We start from the raw sequence: 21,588 nt of genomic DNA, 5'->3' as shown, positions 1-21,588 counted from the left end.
ATTGCGACAATTCATTCTAGCATTGGAAATATCCGGCAGCCCCGCCATTTCCAAATTGGCTCTGGAGAACAATTATAAGAATCTCCTGATTGAATATCCATCCCACGGCTGGATTGTGTCGTGGAACTCTTAAAGGACTCTTCAAGATTACCCTTTTAATCGCCTGCTCAGCTTAAACGTCGACCAGATATAATTATTCAGGCAAATCGGTGATGTCATCGGGTGTTTATGCCAAGAGCATCCAGATAAAGAGAATTAATTTCACAGTTGGCAAGCGCAATGTTCTTCAGGTAATCATTGAGAGCTTTATGGACGACTCCCGTTTCGGGACGGTTCTTCCTTATTTTTTCGAAGTTCGACCTGTCGCTCTCTGCGAATCTCATCAGCGACTCGTACTCTTTCGTCATCTTGATCGAGGCAATGCAACTTTTCGAATCCAGTTTCTTGTATGGCCAGAAACACCATCCTATGTCGTTCCCTTCAAGGAGCTCCCGAAATGATTTTATCCATGCAAATTTATTCTCGCCCGATTCCCCCAGCCAAATAGGCACGTCAAATTTGTTCCTGAAGTCGATGTACTCCTGGATCACTTCGCGTGTCGTATCGCTCCAGTACTTGTGGAATGTGTACACCAGTAAACTGTCGAACGGTTTACCGAAGATCTTGAAGTTCGAATCCCATTGCGCTCCGCCTAGTATGACGATGTGATTCCTGTCCACTTCCCTGATCGCAGCGGTAATTTTCTTATAAAGCGGCTCGAGGAAAGGATTCAGCTTGTCGACATCGAAGTAGGGGGCGATCGGTTCGTTCAGGAGATCGTACCCGAGCACGGCAGGATTCGCCGAGTATCTCTCAGCGATTTTTTTCCACAACTTCACCGTTAGGTTCCGGCTTTTTTCGCTCTCGATAAGGAACGGATAACCGTAACTGTCGTCGATGTTGTCCCCAGTCTGACCTCCGGGCGCACAGTGCATATCGAGCACTGCCCATAGCCCGGTCTCTCCGCACCATGTCACCGCGCTGTCGAGCAGGCGAAACCCGACGGAATCGAATTCTACCGGATCTTCTTCACGTACGAACAGTCTGTAATCGAATGGAATGCGAACCGAATTGAATCCCGCTTCCCTTATGAATTCCAGATCACCTCTTGTTATGTAGCTAGCGCGGTAGGCATTCCAGAACTCACTCGATTCGTCGGGACCTATAAGTTCGTCAAACATTTCATAAATGAGACGGGGAGAGTTTGCCTTCTCAAATTTGAACATGTAACCTTCCGGCTCAAGCCAGTTGCCTAGATTTATTCCCTTTAGAAGAATCGGCTTGCCGTTGGGCGCGACAATTTCTTTTCCATTCGTGGTGACAAATCCATTTTGAGAGAATGAATCTACCGGAAGAAAGACTGCGACCAACAGGACCGGGATGATGAATACGGCTCCCGGTACTTGGTCGATCGGAATTTTCATATTCAGATTCAATTCTTCCTCCTGTACACCCTCACGTAATCGACGAGCATCTTTTGCGGAAAGACTGTCGTGTAATCGGGCGATCCCGGCCAGTTGCCGCCGACGGCCACATTCAGGATCAGGAAGAATCTTTTGTCAAACGGCTTTGTGATGTAAGTCTTGTAGTACATTGACGAGTCCACGAACCAGCTTATGGAGCTTGAATCCCACTCGACGGCGAACGTGTGAAAGTCGCCGCAGAAGTAACCCTGTGCCAGAACGTAAGAGCCTTGCCGCGACTGCTCCGGCTGTCCGAAGTGAATCGTCCCATAGATCTTGTTGGCCTGCTGTCCAAGCATCTCCATGATATCTATCTCGCCGCTGAGCGGCCATCCGCCGTAATAAGAATCCGTGGGCATCATCCATATCGCGGGCCAGAGACCTTGTCCGAATGGAAGGAAGGCGCGAGCCTCAATTCGTCCGTACGTCCAGTCACCTTTCCCTTCCGTCGTCATTCTTGCGGAAGTGTAACTCTTGCCGAGGTAATTCTGCTTCAGCGCTTGTATGACGAGACAACCGCTGTCGACGTAAGCGTTCTCAGGATTTGCGGTATAATACTCGAGTTCGTTGTTGCCGCCTCCGTCTCCGTTGACCTCGAAATTCCATTTTGTCCTGTCGATGCCGGTTGAATCGAATTCATCGTGCCAGACGAGCTCCCAGCCGGGTAGGGTCGGGACCGAGGTCGAATCGGAGGGCGGAGCTACAACCGAGTCATTCTTCTTGCCGCACCCGAGAAGCGACATTATAATGATTAGTGCCGCGAATGCAGGGACTGTTTTCTCCGCAAATCTCAGAAACATATTTAGTTTCAATAAGTCAGTCCATAGCCATAAGGGAACAACGGATCGTAGTTCGGGCTGCCGTAGTTCAGCGGAATCTGGTCCATGCTTTTAGGCCATGACTGGGACAGTTTGCCTGTCGGCTTGAAATCACCGAACAGGACATCGGCGACTCCCTCGCCCTCTGTTCCAGGAAGCCAGGCGGCGACGAAAGCGCGACAACTTGCGAGCGCCGAATTGACGATCATCGGTCTCCCCGATACCAGAACTACAATGACGGGGATTCCATCTTTGCAGGCATTTTCTATGGCAGTCAAGTCCTCATCCGAGAGAGAAAGATCGGTTCTGTCGCCAGCTCCCTCCGTGTACGGAGTCTCGCCGACCACCACAATTGCGACGTCCGCTCCATGCGTTTCACTACCATCCGGAGAGTAGGTGACAAGCGTGTTCGGACCGACAGCATTCTTGATGCCCTGGAGGATAGTAGTCCCCGTCGTGATATTGCCGCTCGAACCCTGCCATGAAATCGTCCATCCACCGCACTGGTTTCCGAGGTCGTCCGCGTTTTTTCCCGCAACCACGATATGCTTGAGATTCTTGCTCAGCGGGAGAATTCCATTCCCATTTTTCAGAAGAACGAGAGACTCTCTCACGCATTGCCGGGCGATCTCCCTGTGAGCGGCCGAACCGACCTGCGATGTCAGATCGCGGTCAGTATACGGATGCTCGAAAATCCCTTTCATGATTTTTTCCCGAAGAATTCTCCTCACCGCGTCGTCAATACGGCTCAACGGGATTTTTCCGTCATTCACAAGTGAGGTAACCGTGGAGATGAACCTGGCGTAATCTTCAGGTACCATCATCATATCCATGCCCGAATTTATAGCGGTCTCTATTTGCGTGCTGTAATCTCCCTGGAGCTGATCTGAGGCAGCCCAGTCGGAGATCAAGAGCCCTTTGAAAGACAATTCCCCTTTCAAAATATCCGTTAACAGGTATTTATTCCCGGTCATCTTGACGCCGTTCCAGCTGCTGTAGGAGACCATGATCGAGCCGACTCCGTCCTTGATGGCTTCAATGTACCCGGGGAGATGGATTTTTCTTAGGGTGGGTTCATCGCAGGCTGTAATGCCCTGGTCTTTTCCGCCCTCCGTCCCGCCGTCTCCCACAAAATGTTTTGCGCATGCGAGCACGGTGGTGGAATCAGAAGGATCCGGTCCTTGAAGTCCTTCGACTCCTGCACGCGCCATGGAGACCTGTAAGTCGGTTGATTCGCCGAAACTCTCGTATGTTCTTCCCCACCTGATGTCTCTTGCTACCGCGATGCATGGAGCGAAGGCCCAGTTGACGCCTGTTCCCGCCGCTTCCTCCGCGGTCACTCTGGCTGCTTTTTCCACGAGGTCCGGATCCCTTGTGCAGCCCATCCCTATGTTGTGCGGAAAGATCACGGCACCCTTCACATTATTATTCCCGTGGACAGCGTCGATACCGTAGAGAAGCGGTATCTTCAACCTTGTTTGAAGGGCATAAGACTGAAACCTGTCGCACATATCCGCCCAGCTTGACGCGGTATTGACGGCCGGACTAGAACCACCACCGCTCAAGATCGAGCCGAGAAAGTAAGTCTTAATGTCGCTGTCGGCCTTAAGGTATCTTCTGTCAATTTGAGTCATCTGACCGATCTTCTCGGCGAGAGTCATTTGTGACAGGAGTCGTTCAACTTCATCATTTACCTTTGCGGTGTCAGGCTTTGAATTAGTTCCAAGGGTTGCTTCGGAAGCCAGCAGGAGAAACGCAATCGCGACCGACAGGAATGTGCCGGAACGGGTTATGCCGCGATACAGTGGAGAGGAAATTTTTTTCATTGCAAGAATGGCAGATCTCATGTTTGTTCCAGGTTTCTATTCTTGAGAAGTCGTGTTTGGTCAGGCTTGCAGCCGACCAGTCCGTAGTAAAATATGAACATATAACAAAACAGTGGGAGTATGAACGCGTGATGTATCCCGATCGCATCAGCAATCGCGCCCTGTATCACAGGGATAATTGCGCCACCGACGATCGCCATACAGAGAATTCCGGATCCCTGGCCGGTATGTTTCCCGAGGCCGTTTATTGCGAGCGTGAAAATCGTTGGGAACATAATCGAATTAAAGAGACCGACTGAGAGGATTGAAATCATCGCGAGATATCCAAACGAGAGCATCGATGTGACGACGAGAAGGATTGCGCAGACCGCATTGAAGGCAAGGACGGTGCCTGGTCTGACTTTCCTTTGGATCCCCGATCCGATGAATCTGCCGACCATCGCTCCACCCCAATAGAATGAGACGAACTTCCCTGCCCGGGCGGCAGCGATGCCGAGGACATCTGCTTGACCGATGTAGTTTACTAGAAAACTTCCGATCGATACTTCGGCGCCGACATATACAAAAATCCCGGCGGCGCCAAGGATGAGGTGCCTGTACCCCCATGCACTCCCGTGAAACTTATCGACTCTTTCCCTGTTTCCTGAGCGTGAAGCTACTTCGGCGGCTTCTACTTGCGGAAGTTTCAGGAATGTGAACACAGCTGCGATCACAAGAAGTGCCGCGGCCAGCCAGAGATACGGCACCTGCACTGCGCTTGCCTGGGCTAACTTGTAAGCGGATAGCTGCGATGGGTCCATCCTGCTGATCTCTTCAGTACTCTTCACCGCGACCGAAAGAATAACGAGCGCTCCGAAATACGGCGCGATCGTCGTGCCGAGCGAGTTGAATGCTTGCGTAAGATTGAGTCTGCTCGATGCCGTTTCCGGTTTACCTAATATCGCGACATACGGGTTCGCCGCAACCTGAAGGAGAGTGATCCCCGACGCCAATATGAAAAGCGCCAGAAGGAAAAGAGGATATGACTGCATTCCCGCCGCAGGGTAGAAAATCAGGCAGCCGGCTCCCGCGGTCACAAGACCGACCACGATTCCTTTTTTATATCCGATCTTCTCGACAATCACTCCCGAAGGAAGGGACACAACGAAATATGCAGCGAAGAACGCGAGTTGAATCAACATTGCTTCGGCGTAATCCAAGAGAAAGATCGCCTTGAGGTGTGGAATAAGAATATCGTTCAGGCAGGTAAGAAATCCCCACATGAAGAAAAGAGAAGTCAGGATAGTCAGTTCAGGCAAGTAACCAGTTCTTGACCTGGACATTATATCATCATCAATAACAGCCGGAACAGATTCAGGCATCGGAAGATCCTCTTCGAACAAATCGACTTCAGCTTTGGATAAACTCAATATCGAGCCTCACCGTCCCTGACCGGACGCAGTCGTCTGGAAAGGACAATCAATTCCGGTCAAATATTATGCCTCTTGATTCGGGGTGACAGTGCGGGATTTTGTACAATTGAGGTGGTGCCGGTGCGATGACAAGCCGGGTTGCGTTAGCTTCTTATTAGATTGATAAAAAAAGTTATTGAAATGTGAATTCTTTTTGATTCGTGTCGAGTCTGGACCGATGAACACATACGGGTGGCTTCGATCCACATCGTCTCAGGTGCAAAAGAAAGAGAGAGCGGGTCTCACCACCCGTGCACCACTTCAGCTACAAGTGTCAAACTTAGGCGACTTCCAGCGACCGGGACGTCTCAATCCGCAGTCAAGGGAATCAACCTCCTCGCAAAGCGCATCTTTATGCGCCTCATGGTTGAGCCAATTATTGAACTTTTTACTTGACAAAATAGTTAAGTATTTATAATTTGAATCGAAGATGAAAACAGGAAAGAAATCTCATACTCTCGCTTCCGCATGCGCTTGTTGTTGCGCCTGTACCTGTTGGATCGCACCATTTTTTGAAGGGCGAGGATCCGTGATTTAAAAAATCCAAAATAGATTCTGATTCAAAGCCCTTCATGGAAAACCCAATGAAGGGCTTTTCGTTTTTTGAGACGTTTATGATTCATGGTCTGCGAAAAATCAAAGACAACCAGTGAGGAAGAATATGAGCTCGCTTGCAATAACGGAGATAGCGAAAGACCACCGCCGGAGGAATCCGGATGAGCGCAATACTATTCTCGGCAACATAGGCAACACGCCGCTTGTACAGATAGAGAAAATTGCGCCGCATGACAGCCAGGTGAGAATCTTCGCGAAAGCTGAATGGTTCAACCCGGGCGGATCTGTGAAGGACCGTGCCGCTCTCAAGATGATCCTCGACGCGGAAGAGTCCGGCAGACTCACGAGGGGGAAAACAATCATAGACGCAACAAGCGGGAACACCGGGATTGCTTACGCGATGATCGGAAGTGTGCTCGGTTATAAAGTGGCATTGACCCTTCCGGAAAATGCAAGCAGAGAACGGAAGAACGCCCTCTTAGCTTACGGTGCCGAAATCATTTACACCGATCCCCTGGAAGGAACCGACGGCGCACAACAGAGAGTCAGAGAGATCGTCTCCGCGGAACCGGAGAAGTACTTCTATCCCGATCAGTACAATAATCCTGCAAACTGGAAAGCTCACTACACAACAACCGCACCGGAGATCTGGGAGCAGACAGGCCACCGGATAACACACTTCGTCGCAGGACTCGGGACCACTGGGACGTTCACTGGTACAAGCAGACGCCTCAAGGAATTGAACCCGTCAATTTCATGCATATCATTTCAGCCAGACCTTCCGCTTCACGCAATCGAGGGATTGAAACATCTTGAGTCTTCCATAGTTCCAGGGATCTACGATCCATCACTCGCCGACGATCAGCTGACCGTTTCCACCGATGAAGCTTACGAGATGACCCGAAAGCTTGCCCGAGAGGAAGGGCTATTCGTGGGAATCTCGAGCGGTGCGGCAATGGCAGCGGCTCTCAAGGTCGCTTCCGGGTTGGAGGACGGACTTGTCGTGACGATCTTCCCCGACAGCGGCGCCAGGTACGGTACCGGCCATTTCACAAATGAACCGTAAGAGGAGCATGAAATGATCAGGCTAAAGAAGGACCAGGTGAGACAAATATACCGTCACGTCGAACGGACTTACCCCGAGGAAGGCTGCGGATTCATGCTCGGCGAAAACTCGGGTGAATCTCAGACGGTTCGAAGAGTATTCGAAATAAACAACAGCCAGGACGAAAACAGGAAAAGGAGGTTCCTAATCACACCGGAACAATATATGCAAGCAGAGCGCATTGCCGCTGAACACAGAATGGACCTGCTGGGGTTTTACCATTCGCATCCCGACCATCCGGCGATTCCTTCAGCGTTCGACACTGAGCACGCATTACCTCTGTTCGCCTATCTAATCGTGTCCCTCGCTGAAGGAAAATCGAAAACGATGAGCGGGTGGAGGCTGTCCGAATCGCGGGAGAGATTCATCGAAAGCAACCTAATCGTAGAAAATTTAGCCGACGAAGAGATTACCACTGTTGCCCATAGCAGGTGATGGACTCAAAAGCAAATCAAGAATGCGACAATTACAAGATAGATTATCAATAGTACCAATAGTTAAGGACAAGAAATGTCAACAAAGATATTCATTCCAACTCCACTTCGGCCTTATACAGAGAGACACGATGTAGTAGAAGTAGATGCCGCCACCGTCGACGAGGCTCTGAGAAGCCTGACCACAAGATATAGTGAGCTGCGTCAGCACATTTATTCGGAGAACGGGAGTCTTCGAAGCTATGTTAATATTTACCTTAATGACGAGGATATCAGGTACCTCGACAAGGGGCAGACGGTCATAAGGGACACAGATACTATCAGCATCGTACCGTCAATAGCCGGCGGAGTCGATGTCAATGCAGACACAGAAATAGAAAACGTCACTCTCTCCAACGAGGAGATTTTACGATACAGCAGGCATCTGATCATACCGGAGGTTGGATTACCGGGCCAGAAGAAATTGAAGTCAGCAAAAGTTCTGATGATCGGAGCCGGCGGACTTGGCTCGCCTGTCGGCATGTACCTGGCGGCTGCCGGGATTGGCACGATAGGTATCGTCGACTTCGATGTGGTTGACACGACGAACCTTCAGAGGCAAATCATGCACTCATCGTCAGACATCGGGAGATTGAAATTAGACTCGGCGAAGGAGCGTCTCAGCGGGATCAATCCGAATATTGATGTCAAGACTTATAACGAACGTCTTACATCCGAAAACGCGCTCGATCTTTTTGTGGGTTATGATGTTATAGTGGACGGTACGGATAATTTTCCAACGAGGTATCTGGTTAACGATGCTTGTGTTCTATTGGGGAAACCGAACGTATACGGTTCTATTCTTCGGTTCGAGGGGCAGGTCAGCGTCTTTGACGCAAAACGGGGACCGTGCTACCGTTGTCTCTACCCTGCACCGCCTCCGCCCGGTCTTGTTCCGAGCTGCGCTGAAGGTGGAGTCCTCGGAGTCCTTCCCGGAATAATCGGCACGCTGCAGGCGCTCGAGATCATCAAACTCATACTCGGTGAAGGCGAGCCGCTTATTGGCAGACTCATCCTGTTCGATGCACTGAAGTTCAAGTTCCGCGAATTGAAACTTCGGAAGAATCCGGACTGCCCCGTGTGCGGAGAGAATTCCACCATTCACGCACTTATCGACTACGAGGAATTCTGTGGAATCGGAAAGACAAGGAGGATCGAGGAAGGAACAGACGAGAAGACTGAGATTACGGTTGAGCAGCTGAAGTTTCGCCTCGATAAAGGTGACCGTCTGTTCCTCCTCGACGTAAGAGAGCCTCAGGAATACGCGCTCGTGAATCTCGACGCCAGGCTGATCCCGCTGTCGGAGCTGCCTCGAAGATACACGGAAATCGATCGCACTGAGGAAATAATTGTCCACTGCAAGTCGGGCGGCAGGAGCGCAAGAGCGGCAGATTTCCTGAGGCGTCATGGGTTTTCCGACGTGAAGAATCTCGTAGGAGGATTGGATGCCTGGACAGAAAAGATCGATCCAAGTCTGCCGAGGTATTGAGTTCGTCATTCCGACCGGCCGTTGGACCCTTGAACATAGGCGGAGAGTGAGTACGGGCGTCCCATCGCTCAGGAGAAACAAATGGATATAAAAGTTGACGCGACACTCGACTGCACGGGACTGGCTTGCCCGATTCCCGTGATCAAAACAAAGAAAGCCCTTGATGAATTGGAACGAGGTAAGATCCTGAAGATGATCGCCACGGACCCGGGCTCCGTGAAGGACATTTCAGCGTGGGCCAGGAAGACGGGGCAGCAACTTGTCGGTCAGGAAGAGTCTGACCGTCGATACATTTTTTACATTTTGAAAATAAAATGAGGAACAGAGAAACAGCTCTCCGGGATCATGGCGTGTCCCTGAAGCTTCTTGATCCGCCAGATCGTCCAACAAATTGAAGTTGAAAGAAGAATACAACTAAGATGGCACAGGCAAAGAGACTTGCAATAATTTCGATTCACGGTACGCTAGACATGGCGTATCCCCCGTTCATTCTCAGCACGGCTGCCGTGGCAATGGATATGGAAGCTGCGATCTTCTTTACGTTTTACGGATTAGAAATCCTCAAGAAGGGACGTGCAGACAAGCTCCAGGTCGCGCCGATCGCCAATCCAGCGATGCCCAAACCACTCCTGGGAATTTCAGTCCCTAACATCCTCGGCGTACTTCCGGGAATGACAGCTGTGGCAACGGGGATGATGAACAGCTGGATGAAGGGCGCAAATGTTGCCAGGCTAAGCGAGCTCATCAATATTGCGATTGAGTCAGGCGTGAGACTGATCGGCTGCCAGATGACAATGGATGTAATGGGGGTGAAGAAAGAAGATCTGATCGATGGGGTTGAAATAGGCGGCGCCGCAACCTTCCTGGAATTCGCCAGCCAGGATGCAATCTCGTTGACATTCTGATCGAGGGAATCCGTACTGAGCAATGTTGAATCGTCGAACGAACTTGAATTGAAAGATTCGATCAAACCCGGGCAAGTTATTACCCGACCGATTCCGATTTCATCGTGCTTTTGTTCTTGAGTTGAAAGAACTGATCCACAAATAATATTCCGCAAAACGAATCCTGCCTTCGACGCCGGTCGCGCAATTCACCAGTTCATTCTCAGTCTGATCAAGGGGACTATGATATTCGCCATCTTTTCCGCGCCGAAAATATTCGGGTGCATTGCGCATCCCCAGTCGCCCGGATCCATAATACTGTGCGGGATGTCTATCAGGAAGACATCTTTGTCTCTTCCCTCGCTTTGCTGCTGCTTCCGTACCACCTCACTCACGTAGTCTGTGCATGGTTCCATGATCATCGGACCTGTCACGCAGAACATCGTCACACCAGGATACAGAGCCCTAACCCGGTTGATAAGCCTGTCGTAGGCCGCCTCAAAGACGTCCCTGTCCGGATGCGGCTCCGTTGAGAAATCGTTCGTACCAAGATTGATGACCACTGACTGCGGGATCCATTTCGTGAAGTCCCATTTTACGGTCGAGTCAAAGTTGCACGTACGGTCATAAAGAGCCGGCATCGGATCGACAGAAATCTTGTTCTTGTCACCGTAATTCCTCACTACTCCTCTGCCGGAGTATGAGATCATGTGGTAGTCAGCGCCCAATGCTCGCGATGCGATGGCAGCAAACGACATCGCTGCATCTTCTGTCTGAGGAGTAAAATTGCAGTTTGAAGAGTCGCCCATCACGCCGAATCCGCTTGTAATTGAATTCCCGATGTACTCTATTCGCCTGCCGGGTCTCTTCTCCGGTGCCAGTAGCCTGGCGCCCCTGTCAAGAATAAATCCCATGAAAGCCCCTCTTCCGACAAGCGGCTCAGTCCGCTTTTGAAGTATGATTGTGTGGGGTACTGAATCGGTGAGACCCGAAGCAACACGGTATACGTCGGAAGAATCCATGGAAAGAATTCTCGGCGCATGATCGTCGATCGTAACGGCATATTCGTCCGTGGAATCATGAATCCTGACGGAACAACTCGTTCCGGAAAACCTCGCACAGATGTAAACCCCCGCCCAGTCGAACAGCACTCTCTTGGGGTTCGAGAAATTGAACCTGCCGATATACTGTATGTTCGGATTGTCGGCATCGACGATGCCGCTTGTGTCGCTCTCCGGTATGGTTGTAATGAAAGAACATGAACTCATCTGAAAGACGAGACTCAGGTAAGCGAAAAGGATCATCGAAAAGTGTAAACAAGGCTTCATGTTTGTTTTCCCTTCGGTCTTCGGAAATGAATCTAACGGCAAACGGGTCAAAGTGAAAGCCGCTTCGTGTACGCGATAAAACGATTCGAAGAAATGGTCGTGACGCATCCGATTTAAGACAGGAGGAGCCTTTTCGCGCATACCTCTCGCATGTTTCTTGTCTCTCAGCATTGCTCGGCACTAACGGCGGGGGATTTTCCGATTACGAGTTGTATATTTTGCGAGCCAGCTAAATTAGCGACTCGGAAAAGCATTGCAGAAACGTACGAAATATTATCCGGAACTGACGCCTGGAAAGCGGAGAATCTTTCTCGCAATAACTTTCTCCACCCCAATTCTTGTACTGGTCATGCTGGAACTCGGACTCCGTGTGTTCGGGTACGGCCCGAACCTATCTCTATTCAGGCAAGAGAATATCTGGGGAAGACCTTATCTCCAGATGAATCCAGACATAAAATTCCGCTACTTCGGCACAACCGATTTCCAGCCATCCACTGATCCGGAGTTTTTCCAGCTGCCAAAACCTCAGGGTGAGTATCGCATCTTCACGCTAGGCGAATCCACAACGGCCGGATATCCATACTGGTACAACGGCGCTTTTCCCGCTTATCTTCGAACAAGGCTGAACGCAGTTTTCCCGGGGAGAAGGATAGAGGTGATCAACCTCGGGATGACCGCGACTAACAGTTACACCGCGCTTGATATTGTGACGGAGCTCGGAAAATACCAACCGGACCTCATCATTTATTATGGCGGGCACAACGAATTTTACGGCGCACTCGGTGTCGCATCGAATCTTTCCGTGGGCTCATATAGGTTCGTTACCGAGATTTATCTTAAGCTCGTCCACCTGCGTACCTTCCAGCTGCTTCGGAATACGATTCAATGGGTTGGAAACCTGTTCGGCAAAAGTGCGGGACCGATCTCACGCGGCACCGAGATGGAGAAAGTTGCGCGTGGTCATCTTGTGCCTTACGATAGCCCCCTGTACCAATCGGCATATTCGATCTTCAGGGAAAACCTCAAAGGCATAAGAAAATATTGCCGGGCAAGAGGCATTCCACTGATAATGGGGACACAGGTGTCAGATATGCGAGACCAACCGCCATTTGTCTCGAGAAACCCAGCAGGCATAACCGGGGACGCGAAAACCGAATTTCACAAACTGTTCGAAGAGGGAGAAAGATCCCAGGCGGACGGAAAGTGGGATTCTGCGGAAGCTGATTACCGTTCGGCAATTAAACTGGATTCACTATACGCTGATGCCCACTATCGACTCGCCCAGTGTCTTGATACTGCCGGACATAAAAGCGAGGCGCTGCAGCAGTACACCATGGCGCGCAACTATGACCAGCTGAGATTTCGGACCGACAGCAATTTCAATAATCTCATCAGATCCATGGACGACGGGAAGACGTGCTTCGTCGCCGATGTGGAGAAGACTTTCGAATCTCTTTCACCGGACTCTCTTATCGGTCACAATCTCATACTGGAACATCTTCACCCGAATTCGAATGGTGCTTTTGCCATCGCAAAATGTTACGCCGCGGTGATGCATGATAATGGACTGTTCGAATCCCGGGCGGGATGGGACAGGGCAGACACGATCGGCGACCGCGAGCTCTGGAATAAACGGCTCGTGACAGATATCGACGAGCACATGGCAAATCTTTCTGTAGACTGGTTGATTTCAGGCTGGCCTTTTAGAAATCAGGCGCCTGCTTTGAAGGCGGTATCTCGCTTAGACACTCTCGATTGGATCGCCGAAGAAGCGGTTGCCGGCAAAGTATCATGGTCGGCTGCGCATATACTTGCCGCAGATTTTTATAAGAACCGCGGCAACTGGGACGAAGTAGCCGCCATCTACAGATCACTCCTGTCCGAGGCGCAGCTGGACATCTCGCTCCGGACCGACGTTGAGGAGGCGTATCAGCGTGCGAACCAACTCCGAGAGGCCGCGAAAGTGCTTCTTCCTTCCATTGAAATATATCCAACTCTGCAGACATACAGATCGCTCGGAGACATAATGATGCGGCTGGCAAACCCAGATAGCGCCGTCAAGTTTTACGAGAAGATGGATGACTTCGCTCAAACTCGCGAAGAGAGATTGCGTAACGGCATGGTGATCAGCTACGCTTATGCCAAGGCCGGACAATACGAAAACGCGAAGAGACGGCTCCTTGCAATGCTTGCAGCGGCGCCCGATTATCAGGCGGCAAAGAAACTTCTGGACGACGTCAGAGCGCTCGAATCCAGCAGTTCAACAAGCACGAAATAGATTCATCCAAGTCCAATTTCTGAACTTCGGGGACTCACTCACACTTGATTGACCGGGAGCCAGTTCACTTCTCTTTTGTCGTCCATGTTTCGCCATCCTGCCGGATGTGAAGAAGCATTGGGCCGGTGCCTAACACAACGGTTGCCTCAAAAAGATCGGGGGTGACATAGATCCGCGGCGGCCAAGAAAAATCCTTCGTGTTGATTTCCTGAAGGTTTAGTTTAGAAACATCGTCCGTGTATGTGGCATGAGCGAAATAGTAATTTCGTTCCGCATAATAAATTTTCCTCAATGCCCACTTTGCATCCTCCACCGGGTTCCACTTAAGCGTGTCGATCCCCTGGCCGACTTTCATCCCGGAGAATTGGAGGAACCCCCACATTTCCGGATAATGCATATTAATGAGTCCTTGCGGGGACCACACCCAGTTTTCTTCAGGAAGAGTCCTTCCCGTCGCGGAATCGATGTCTTTCACATAAGATCCATCTTTCACACGAAGATGCCATTCGACACGTGAGAAATTAATTCTCCATTGATCACCCGGTTGAGGAGGCGCCCCGTTTAATGCACACTGCCCCAGAACGGACCAGGGAAATGCCAGCTCCACTGTCCAGCCGCTATCGACATCTGCAGGATTATCAAGAGTGCCATGCAATCCGATTCCGACTTTCAACCCTTTGATGTCCCACGCATCGACCGCGACTTTCTCGCCGTCCCGATACGGCAGGCGGAGGAGTAGGTCCCACACTGTTCCGAGAGCATTCACCTCGGTTTCATAGTAAGGCTGCGTGGAACCATTTGGATCGATGAAAACTTCGAAATCATTATCGCGGAAGATTACTGTGTCCCTCTGCCTGAGCGTTGCCCACAGGTTCGGTTCCTCAATTTCAGCCCCGACGTATAGATATTTGTCATCCCAGAGCATCTTCACTCTCGTTTTGTATGCCGGCGCCGGTTTCTGGTCGCCCTGAATGTCCACGAAATAATCGCTCCAGTCAGTCTTCGTCCATGAAGCCTCGTCCAGCTTTCCGTCGACGACGATAGAATCCGATGCTTGATAGCAAATGTAATGTTTCGGTCCAAAAGAAATCTGCGGAACCGGAAACGAGGTTTGCGCCGGCGAGTTACTAATCGTAAAAAGAGCTGTCAGGCAGGAAACAACAAAAGAGATTTTCATCTTGACTCCGAGGATTGTTGGAGAAGGAGATTCATGGCTGACCTATCGGTCCGTTGCGTGGTTTTGCACGCACCACTGGCAATGAAGGTCGCTCAAGCAGACTGATGTTTTCTATTTTATTGTCACTTCGTCCACGAACAACCACGCTTTGCCTCCCGCGCCCTTGTGCCAGGGAGGACAAACCCCGATGTTCTTCGCGAGAACGCGAACGTATTTTGCCTCGGTGCCGTTGAACTTGGCGTCAAAATGTTTTACGAGGCTTCCCTCTTTCTGCGAATCGACGTCATTCCTCACTTCGGATACTTTTGTAAAATTGATACCGTCACTAGAGACGAAGTAATCGACGTATTCAGGAAGAAATATCCATACGTCCGTATCCTGAAGGAAGCCAGTCGATAGCTCGTCAATCTTTTTCTCCTTAGTAAGATCTATGGTGACATCGAGATCGGTTCCTTCGAATCCCTGCCACTCGCCGGTCTGATAATTCGTTGTGCCGACCCGCCCGTCTGTTAATCCCATAAGCCCTCCGCCGGGATATTTGTCGGCGAACGAGTTAACATATTTAGCGGGAGGATAGAGAGATTTGGTGAATGTGGAGACTGCGGTCATGCTCCTCTTGCCTCCGCCTGTAAAAGCGGCCGCTTTGACCGTGCGCGACGTCCTGATGACAAGCGGATCCCGGTAGAGATTCGATTTCTCTCCGGGCTCCGAACCATCCAGCGTATACCGCACGACCGCACTTGAATCTGAAGTCAGGAGCGTTACGGTGGTGGAATCATAAAAAATATTTCCGCCGGAGATAACCGAGGGCATTTCGACGACTGCATGGTCCGGTGCCATCACGAATAGCCCGGGGCTGTCAATCCCCCACGATTTGTTCGGAGTTGAGACCATCGAGAGCTCAAGCTCGCCGCCGTCCACTATGTCCGAATGAGTCAGATACGCCTTTTCGTATGGCTTTCCATTCAGAGTTGCCGACGCGATATACTTAGCATCGTCCGACGCTCCATTGGCTTTCATTATGAAATTCTTTCCATTCGGAAGTTTGATATCTATCCTGCTAAAAAGGGGTGATCCGACCGCATAAGTGTTTTGTCCTGGAGTCACCGGATAAAATCCAATCGCGCTGAACACATACCACGCGGACATTTGCCCGCAGTCGTCGTTCCCGCAAAGACCGTCGACTTTGTCGGTATAAAATCTCGACATGATCTCGCGGACAATATTTTGAGTCTTCCAGGGTTTTCCGGCGTAGTCATAGAGATAAGCGACGTGATGGCTCGGTTCATTTCCCTGCGCGTCCTGCCCGATCATCCCGCTTATGTCCGGCTGGTATCTTCCTTCGAGTTGACTCCTCTCGCTGAACAGCGAATCGAGTTTATCCGCAAAATTCTCTTTGCCGCCGTAAAGTTTGATCAGGCCGCCGATGTCCTGCGGCACGAAGAAAGTATACTGCCACGCGTTGGCTTCCGTATAGTGTCCTGAAACCGAGAAAGGATCGAACGGTGTTGCCCATTTACCGTCAGAATACTTCGCCCGCATGAACCCTGTTGTACTGTCAAAGAGATTTGAGTAAAAAAGCGACCGCTGATTGAATTCTCTGTAGACGTCCATCTTACCAAGGCGCTTCGCCATTTGCGCTATGCACCAGTCGTCATAAGAGTACTCGAGAGTTTTGGAAACCGATTCGTTTTCCTTGTCCCCCGGAATGAATCCGCGTTCCTTGTAATACTTAAGTCCGAGCCAATCGAGTTCCGCGCTGTGTTCCATTGCCGCGAGCGCGGTATCCGCGTCCCACCCGCCTATGTGTTTCATGTACGCGTCAAACAAAACGGGAATTGACGGATAACCTATCATCGTGTAAGTTTCATTTCCCCAAAGCTCCCAAACGGGCAGGAGCCCGCACTCTTTATATTTCTGTATCAGCGTCTTCACAAAATCGCCGTCCCGTCCCGGGTCGATGATTGTCATGAGTGGATGGAGAGCGCGGAACGTGTCCCACAGTGAGAAGACGTTGTAGTTCTTGAACCCCTTCGCCTTGTGTATCTTGTGATCCATCCCGTAGTATCTGCCGTCGACATCCTGGAACAGGCTCGGATGAATCATTGAATGGTACAGGGCGGTATAGAACGTCACTCTTTCCGAGGCTGTTCCGCCTTCGACGCTGATGACGCCAAGGACCTTATTCCAGGCCGCACGCGCCGCATCTCTGTACTTATCGAAATTGAAATCCGGCATCTCGGTGGAAAGGTTCTTTCGTGCGCCATCAAGATCGACCCCCGATATGCCAACTTTAACAAGAATTTGTTCACCCGCAGTTGTACGGAAAGTGACAAATGCTTTTACGCTCTTTCCGTTTTCGCTGCGGCTTCCGGAAGTGATGGCACTATCTTCAGCGGTTCCGAATTTTGAGAACGGCTTCGAGAACTCGGCGACGAAATAGACATACCGGTCGCTCGCCCAGCCGTGCGAGCGTCTCATTCCCTCCACACGGCGGTCGCCCACGATCCTGGTCCATTCGACTGCGGTGCTTCCAATCCCATGCTCGAGATCGAAAATGATGTTCGATGAATCTGATTCCGGAAAAGTGTATCTCTGCATCCCGCACCTGTCTGTCGCGGCGAGTTCCGCTCTCACTCCATAATCGTCAAGAGTAACCGCATAATAACCCGGCGACGCGACTTCATTATCATGACTGAATCTTGATCGGTATCCCACATCCGGGTTGTCGTCCGTGCCGGGTTCGACTTTCACTTGACCCACGGTCGGCATCAAAAGAATATCTCCATAATCCGCGCCTCCGGTCCCGCTGAGATGGGTTTCACTGAATCCCATGATCGTCTTCGATGAATAGTTATACCCGGAGCACCAGTCCCACCCGTTAGTCTCCTCGTCCGGACTTAACTGAACCATGCCGAATGGCATGACGGGTCCGGGAAAGGTATGCCCATGTGCCGCGGTCCCAATCATTGGGTTAACGAATTTGCAGTAGTCCACACCCTGGCATTTCACATGACTGATAGGAACAATCGTGAGAATCCAGGCGACGAAGATTAAGTTGCGACGTTTCATTTATGATTCCTTGTGCGCTAAATGTGAAGTCACCGGTTGAGGCGGAGAAAGATTTGCCTGTCAGATCCTTTACGCTTGTGAATGTTAAAGACTCGTTGATATATTTTCAATGAGAATATTCTGTTGTTTGGAGATTGTTCTGAGTTGAATTCAAATCAATCATAGATTATCCAACCGAAAAAGAGAATGAACTGTTGTTCCGAATCTTCAATGCGCGTAAATACCTACCGGAGTTGATAAAATGAAAAGACTTCTCATCATTATCTTCCTGACTATTCCAGCACACGCGATCTGCCAGAATGAGAACCCCACCTGGCCCGGCACTTTCGTGAGCGGATACGAGGAAACCGTTCACGGTGGAGGCTTCGGTTATCACTCGTCTCAACCCGATGTAACCTCCGCGATGCTGATCAGGTCTCTTATCTCGACCGACTATATCGAGTGGAAGACCGCGAAGCTGCCCGCAGAATTCTCCGGAGAATTTGCGTACTTCGTCTGGCTGTTCGGTATCGACGCGAACAACGGAGTTCATCACTTCCAACTGTCGGTCAACGGGTCACGACTCCTCACCTTCAGCAATCCGCCTTCGCCAACAAGAACGGAATGGAGAGTGGATGGCGCGGATAGTTCCTCGCTCACATTTATTCCGACCTTGAAAGACAGATACAATGATGTAATGGGGTACGCGATCCTGAAACTTCGGCGTGATCTGATTGCATCCGACAGTCGACAAACGATAAGAATCTCCGGGGAGAATGCCGGAAGCACGTCATGGTACATGACATTCGAGGCGCAGGTGGAAGAGAACATCGAAGTAAAACAAATAGAGGCACTCCTGAAGAAGAACGATAAAATCCTTGAACCCGTTGAATTTGATTTCGTCCACCTCGGGAAGGCCGCCGCCGCGACGGTCACGCTGCCAGGAGGTATCATCCAGAATTTCACAATCGAACCCGGATACAATTCATTTCAAATCGATTACCCTCAAGTTGACACCGCGACACAGGTTTCGGCTAAAATTGCAATGGACGGAAAGGCCATCAGCAAGAAAATCACCTTGAACCCGATCAGGAAGTGGACCGTATATCTTGTTGAGCATACCCACACGGATGTCGGCTACACCAGACCGCAGAACGAAATAATGGCAGCTCATCTTAGATACATCGATGAGGCGCTCGACTTTTGTGATGAGACGGACAAGTATCAGAACGCCGCAAAATTCCACTGGACGTGTGAGACCGCCTGGGCTGTGAGAGAATATCTGCGCACTCGTCCCGAAAAACAAATCGAACGCCTGCTTGCCCGAATCAAAGAAGGTCGTATCGAAGTAACAGGTCTCTTCCTTAACATGTCGGATTTACTCGACGAACCGACTGTCGCCAACATGATGGAGACGATAAAGGAATTCGAGTCGCACGGGATCCCGGTGAGGACAGCGATGCAGGACGATGTGAATGGCGCGGCGTGGTGTCTTCCCGATTATCTGGCAAGCGCCGGAGTAAAATATTTCACAATGGGACAGAACACCGACCGGGCGCTGGAGCCATTCAATAGACCGACGGCATTCTGGTGGGAATCGCCTTCGGGAAGCAAGGTGCTCGCGTACCGCGGCGAGCACTACATGTACGCCGACAATCTCGGGATACTGAACGGCGACATGGGCTCGTTCTCCGAAAATCTTTTCAGATATTTGAAATCGCTGGAAGGAAAGGGATATCCGTATGACAGGACGATGCTGCAATTTCTCGGATACTACACCGATAACGCGCCACCGTCAATCAAGGCATGCGACCTCGTCCGGGAATGGAATGAGAAATATGAATGGCCAAAACTCGAGCTCACCACAATCGGGGAATACTTCGACTACATCGCTAAGGACCACTCTGCCGATCTGCCGACATACAGACTTGCATGGCCCGACTGGTGGATAGATGGATTCGGTTCAGCCGAGAATGAGACGGCGCATGTGAGGGACGAGCAGGCAGAGTTCATAGCGGACCAGGGACTCGTGGCTATGGCACAACTCCTTGGAGCAAAGCCAAAACCCGCGTTGTCGGACAATCTCAGGACGATCAACGAATCTAATGTCTTCTATGACGAGCACACATTCGGAGCGGCCGAGAGCATTTCCGATCCGCTGTCCTACAATTCCACCGTTCAATGGAACGAGAAACGTGCATTTGCCTGGAATTCATACAGGCTCGACGGTATTCTGGAGAACGAAGCAATCGCACTTTTACGTCCATATCTTCCGGCCTCTACGACACCGACGGCGACAGTCTTCAACACCATGAGTTTCAAGAGATCGGGCGTGACCGACGCGTTCATTTTCAACGGCATGCTCCCCGCCGGCAATGCTTTCAAAATAGTTGACCAGGATGGGAATGACGTTCCCGCACAGCTCCTTGCGCGCCGCGCAGAAGGAAATTATTGGGCGCTCAATGTTACAGACGTTCCCGCGTTCGGGTATAAATCGTTCAAGATCGAAGCGAGCACCTCTCCAGCTCCTACCTATCCTGAACAGGAGTTTCACGGAAAACTCGAGAACAAGTTTTACACCATCGAGTTCGACACAACTGCCGGAGCAATCCGCAGCGTCATCGACAAATCGAACAACCTGCAAATAGTCGACACCGGCGCTCCATGGAAGCTCGGCGAATTTATTTACGAAACACTCCCCGACAGGGAAGGAATTTCGAGACACTTAGTCGACCATTACACCAGGACATCGATGAACAAGATCGAATTCGGAAAAATCATCGACGGCCCGGTGTGGACAAGCGTCGACATAACCGGTCAACTCCCACAGTGTGCCGACAGCAGCGGGATCACGTGTGAGGTAAGACTTTACAAGCAAGAGAAGCAAATCGAGCTGGTCTACTCGATGAAGAAGAAAGAAGTTTTATCGCCGGAGGGTGCGTACGTAGCGTTCCCGTTTTCGATGGCCGCCGGTCAAATCTCATTTGAAGCACAGGGTGGTACAGTCGTACCAGGACGTGACCAGCTTCCCGGGTCGGCGTCGGACTGGGATGGCGTACAGAATTTCGCAACGGTCCGTGGAGGCGCGGGTCAAATCGTCATAAGCAGTCCTGAAATTCCGATAATGGAATTCGGCGACATCAACGTCGGGAAATTCCAGGAAGTCTCGAGTTATGAGAAGCCCTACATCTACTCATGGGTGTTGAACAACTACTGGACAACGAACTTTGTCGCGAGCCAGGAAGGCGGAATGGAGTGGCGATACGAGATTACTTCCACTGCCGATACTTCGATCGGGTTTGCCGATGATTTCGGATGGAGTTCACGCATGCCTCTCGTGGCGACAACGAATGAAGGAAGCTCCAAAGGAAGTGAAATCGGTTCGAAATCATTTCTAGACTTCGGGAACCCGGACCTGATGCTTGTTTTGGCCCGGCCGGCATGGGATGGCAACGGCGACATCCTCTACATGAGGGAGAAAGAAGGCAAAGGTACAAAGCTTGATATTACACAGCTCCTCAAACCTCTTCCTGGAAAATCCGTCATCGAAGTCAACAGCCTTCAGGAGACGATCGGACATCCTTCTTCCGAAATTACATTTAGTCCGAACGAATTGAAGATTATCCGGATAAAGTGAAGAAGAGACCCGGC

The 21,588-nt window shown here is 50.7% G+C and carries 14 protein-coding genes; 7 read left to right on the top strand and 7 right to left on the bottom strand.

The genetic code is table 11. The features are described from left to right. Window positions 1–215: 215 nt before the first annotated feature. Genes VIS48_15695 through VIS48_15680 form a run of 4 tightly spaced genes read right to left on the bottom strand, consistent with a single transcriptional unit; the run spans window position 216 to window position 5,468 of the window. Complete coding sequence (locus tag VIS48_15695) at window positions 216–1,475, bottom strand: cellulase family glycosylhydrolase (protein HEY9167597.1); 1,260 nt, start codon at window positions 1,473–1,475, stop codon at window positions 216–218. Further along, on the bottom strand, window positions 1,472–2,314 hold the full coding sequence (locus tag VIS48_15690; GenBank protein ID HEY9167596.1) for a glycoside hydrolase family 16 protein: 843 nt from the start codon (window positions 2,312–2,314) through the stop codon (window positions 1,472–1,474). The genes VIS48_15695 and VIS48_15690 overlap by 4 nt, the downstream gene beginning before the upstream one ends. Further along, window positions 2,311–4,167: a glycoside hydrolase family 3 N-terminal domain-containing protein gene (locus VIS48_15685; GenBank protein HEY9167595.1), complete on the bottom strand. Its 1,857-nt coding sequence runs from the start codon at window positions 4,165–4,167 to the stop codon at window positions 2,311–2,313. The genes VIS48_15690 and VIS48_15685 overlap by 4 nt, the downstream gene beginning before the upstream one ends. Next, window positions 4,164–5,468, bottom strand: a complete 1,305-nt coding sequence (locus VIS48_15680) for a sugar MFS transporter (GenBank protein HEY9167594.1) — start codon at window positions 5,466–5,468, stop codon at window positions 4,164–4,166. The genes VIS48_15685 and VIS48_15680 overlap by 4 nt, the downstream gene beginning before the upstream one ends. A 778-nt stretch (window positions 5,469–6,246) precedes the next feature. On the opposite strand from VIS48_15680, the gene VIS48_15675 reads away from it, so the two are divergent. The 5 genes from VIS48_15675 to VIS48_15655 all read left to right on the top strand — a co-directional run bounded on the left by VIS48_15675 (window position 6,247) and on the right by VIS48_15655 (window position 10,124). Next, window positions 6,247–7,218, top strand: coding sequence for a cysteine synthase family protein (locus tag VIS48_15675; GenBank protein HEY9167593.1), 972 nt, complete (start codon window positions 6,247–6,249; stop codon window positions 7,216–7,218). A gap of 12 nt (window positions 7,219–7,230) precedes the next feature. After that, a complete protein-coding gene (locus tag VIS48_15670; protein HEY9167592.1) occupies window positions 7,231–7,692 on the top strand; it encodes a M67 family metallopeptidase in 462 nt (153 codons plus the stop codon). 75 nt (window positions 7,693–7,767) lie between these two features. Further along, window positions 7,768–9,219 (top strand): molybdopterin-synthase adenylyltransferase MoeB, encoded by a 1,452-nt coding sequence (gene moeB, locus VIS48_15665; protein ID HEY9167591.1) that lies wholly within the window; start codon window positions 7,768–7,770, stop codon window positions 9,217–9,219. 81 nt (window positions 9,220–9,300) lie between these two features. Continuing rightward, complete coding sequence (locus VIS48_15660; protein HEY9167590.1) at window positions 9,301–9,537, top strand: sulfurtransferase TusA family protein; 237 nt, start codon at window positions 9,301–9,303, stop codon at window positions 9,535–9,537. A 101-nt stretch (window positions 9,538–9,638) separates the two neighbouring features. After that, a complete protein-coding gene (locus VIS48_15655) occupies window positions 9,639–10,124 on the top strand; it encodes a DsrE/DsrF/DrsH-like family protein (GenBank protein ID HEY9167589.1) in 486 nt (161 codons plus the stop codon). A gap of 188 nt (window positions 10,125–10,312) precedes the next feature. Here the strand turns inward: VIS48_15655 and VIS48_15650 are convergent, their stop codons facing one another. After that, complete coding sequence (locus tag VIS48_15650) at window positions 10,313–11,431, bottom strand: SGNH/GDSL hydrolase family protein (GenBank protein HEY9167588.1); 1,119 nt, start codon at window positions 11,429–11,431, stop codon at window positions 10,313–10,315. 253 nt (window positions 11,432–11,684) lie between these two features. Between VIS48_15650 and VIS48_15645 the strand changes: the two genes are divergently transcribed. Then, entirely contained in the window at window positions 11,685–13,709 is a 2,025-nt protein-coding gene (locus VIS48_15645) for a hypothetical protein (protein ID HEY9167587.1), read from the top strand. Window positions 13,710–13,773: 64 nt separating this feature from the next. Here the strand turns inward: VIS48_15645 and VIS48_15640 are convergent, their stop codons facing one another. After that, window positions 13,774–14,886 (bottom strand): carbohydrate-binding family 9-like protein, encoded by a 1,113-nt coding sequence (locus VIS48_15640; protein ID HEY9167586.1) that lies wholly within the window; start codon window positions 14,884–14,886, stop codon window positions 13,774–13,776. A gap of 111 nt (window positions 14,887–14,997) precedes the next feature. Continuing rightward, a complete protein-coding gene (locus tag VIS48_15635; protein HEY9167585.1) occupies window positions 14,998–17,958 on the bottom strand; it encodes a GH92 family glycosyl hydrolase in 2,961 nt (986 codons plus the stop codon). A gap of 241 nt (window positions 17,959–18,199) precedes the next feature. Here VIS48_15635 and VIS48_15630 point away from each other — a divergent pair, with 241 nt between their 5' ends. After that, window positions 18,200–21,574, top strand: coding sequence for a glycoside hydrolase family 38 C-terminal domain-containing protein (locus tag VIS48_15630; protein ID HEY9167584.1), 3,375 nt, complete (start codon window positions 18,200–18,202; stop codon window positions 21,572–21,574). Window positions 21,575–21,588: the final 14 nt, after the last annotated feature.

This window comes from Candidatus Kryptoniota bacterium (genome assembly GCA_036567965.1).
Lineage (GTDB): Bacteria > Bacteroidota > Ignavibacteria > Kryptoniales > JAKASW01 > JAKASW01.
This window is presented reverse-complemented; position numbering and strand designations above follow the sequence as displayed.

Bases quoted from the DNA above. Each gene is read 5' to 3' on its own strand.
- VIS48_15680 (HEY9167594.1), bottom strand. From the start codon at position 5,468: ATGTCCAGGTCAAGAACTGGTTACTTGCCTGAACTGACTATCCTGACT.
- VIS48_15660 (HEY9167590.1), top strand. From the start codon at position 9,301: ATGGATATAAAAGTTGACGCGACACTCGACTGCACGGGACTGGCTTGC.
- VIS48_15655 (HEY9167589.1), top strand. From the start codon at position 9,639: ATGGCACAGGCAAAGAGACTTGCAATAATTTCGATTCACGGTACGCTA.
- VIS48_15630 (HEY9167584.1), top strand. From the start codon at position 18,200: ATGAAAAGACTTCTCATCATTATCTTCCTGACTATTCCAGCACACGCG.
- VIS48_15685 (HEY9167595.1), bottom strand. From the start codon at position 4,167: ATGAGATCTGCCATTCTTGCAATGAAAAAAATTTCCTCTCCACTGTAT.
- VIS48_15635 (HEY9167585.1), bottom strand. From the start codon at position 17,958: ATGAAACGTCGCAACTTAATCTTCGTCGCCTGGATTCTCACGATTGTT.
- VIS48_15650 (HEY9167588.1), bottom strand. From the start codon at position 11,431: ATGAAGCCTTGTTTACACTTTTCGATGATCCTTTTCGCTTACCTGAGT.
- VIS48_15670 (HEY9167592.1), top strand. From the start codon at position 7,231: ATGATCAGGCTAAAGAAGGACCAGGTGAGACAAATATACCGTCACGTC.
- VIS48_15640 (HEY9167586.1), bottom strand. From the start codon at position 14,886: ATGAAAATCTCTTTTGTTGTTTCCTGCCTGACAGCTCTTTTTACGATT.
- moeB (HEY9167591.1), top strand. From the start codon at position 7,768: ATGTCAACAAAGATATTCATTCCAACTCCACTTCGGCCTTATACAGAG.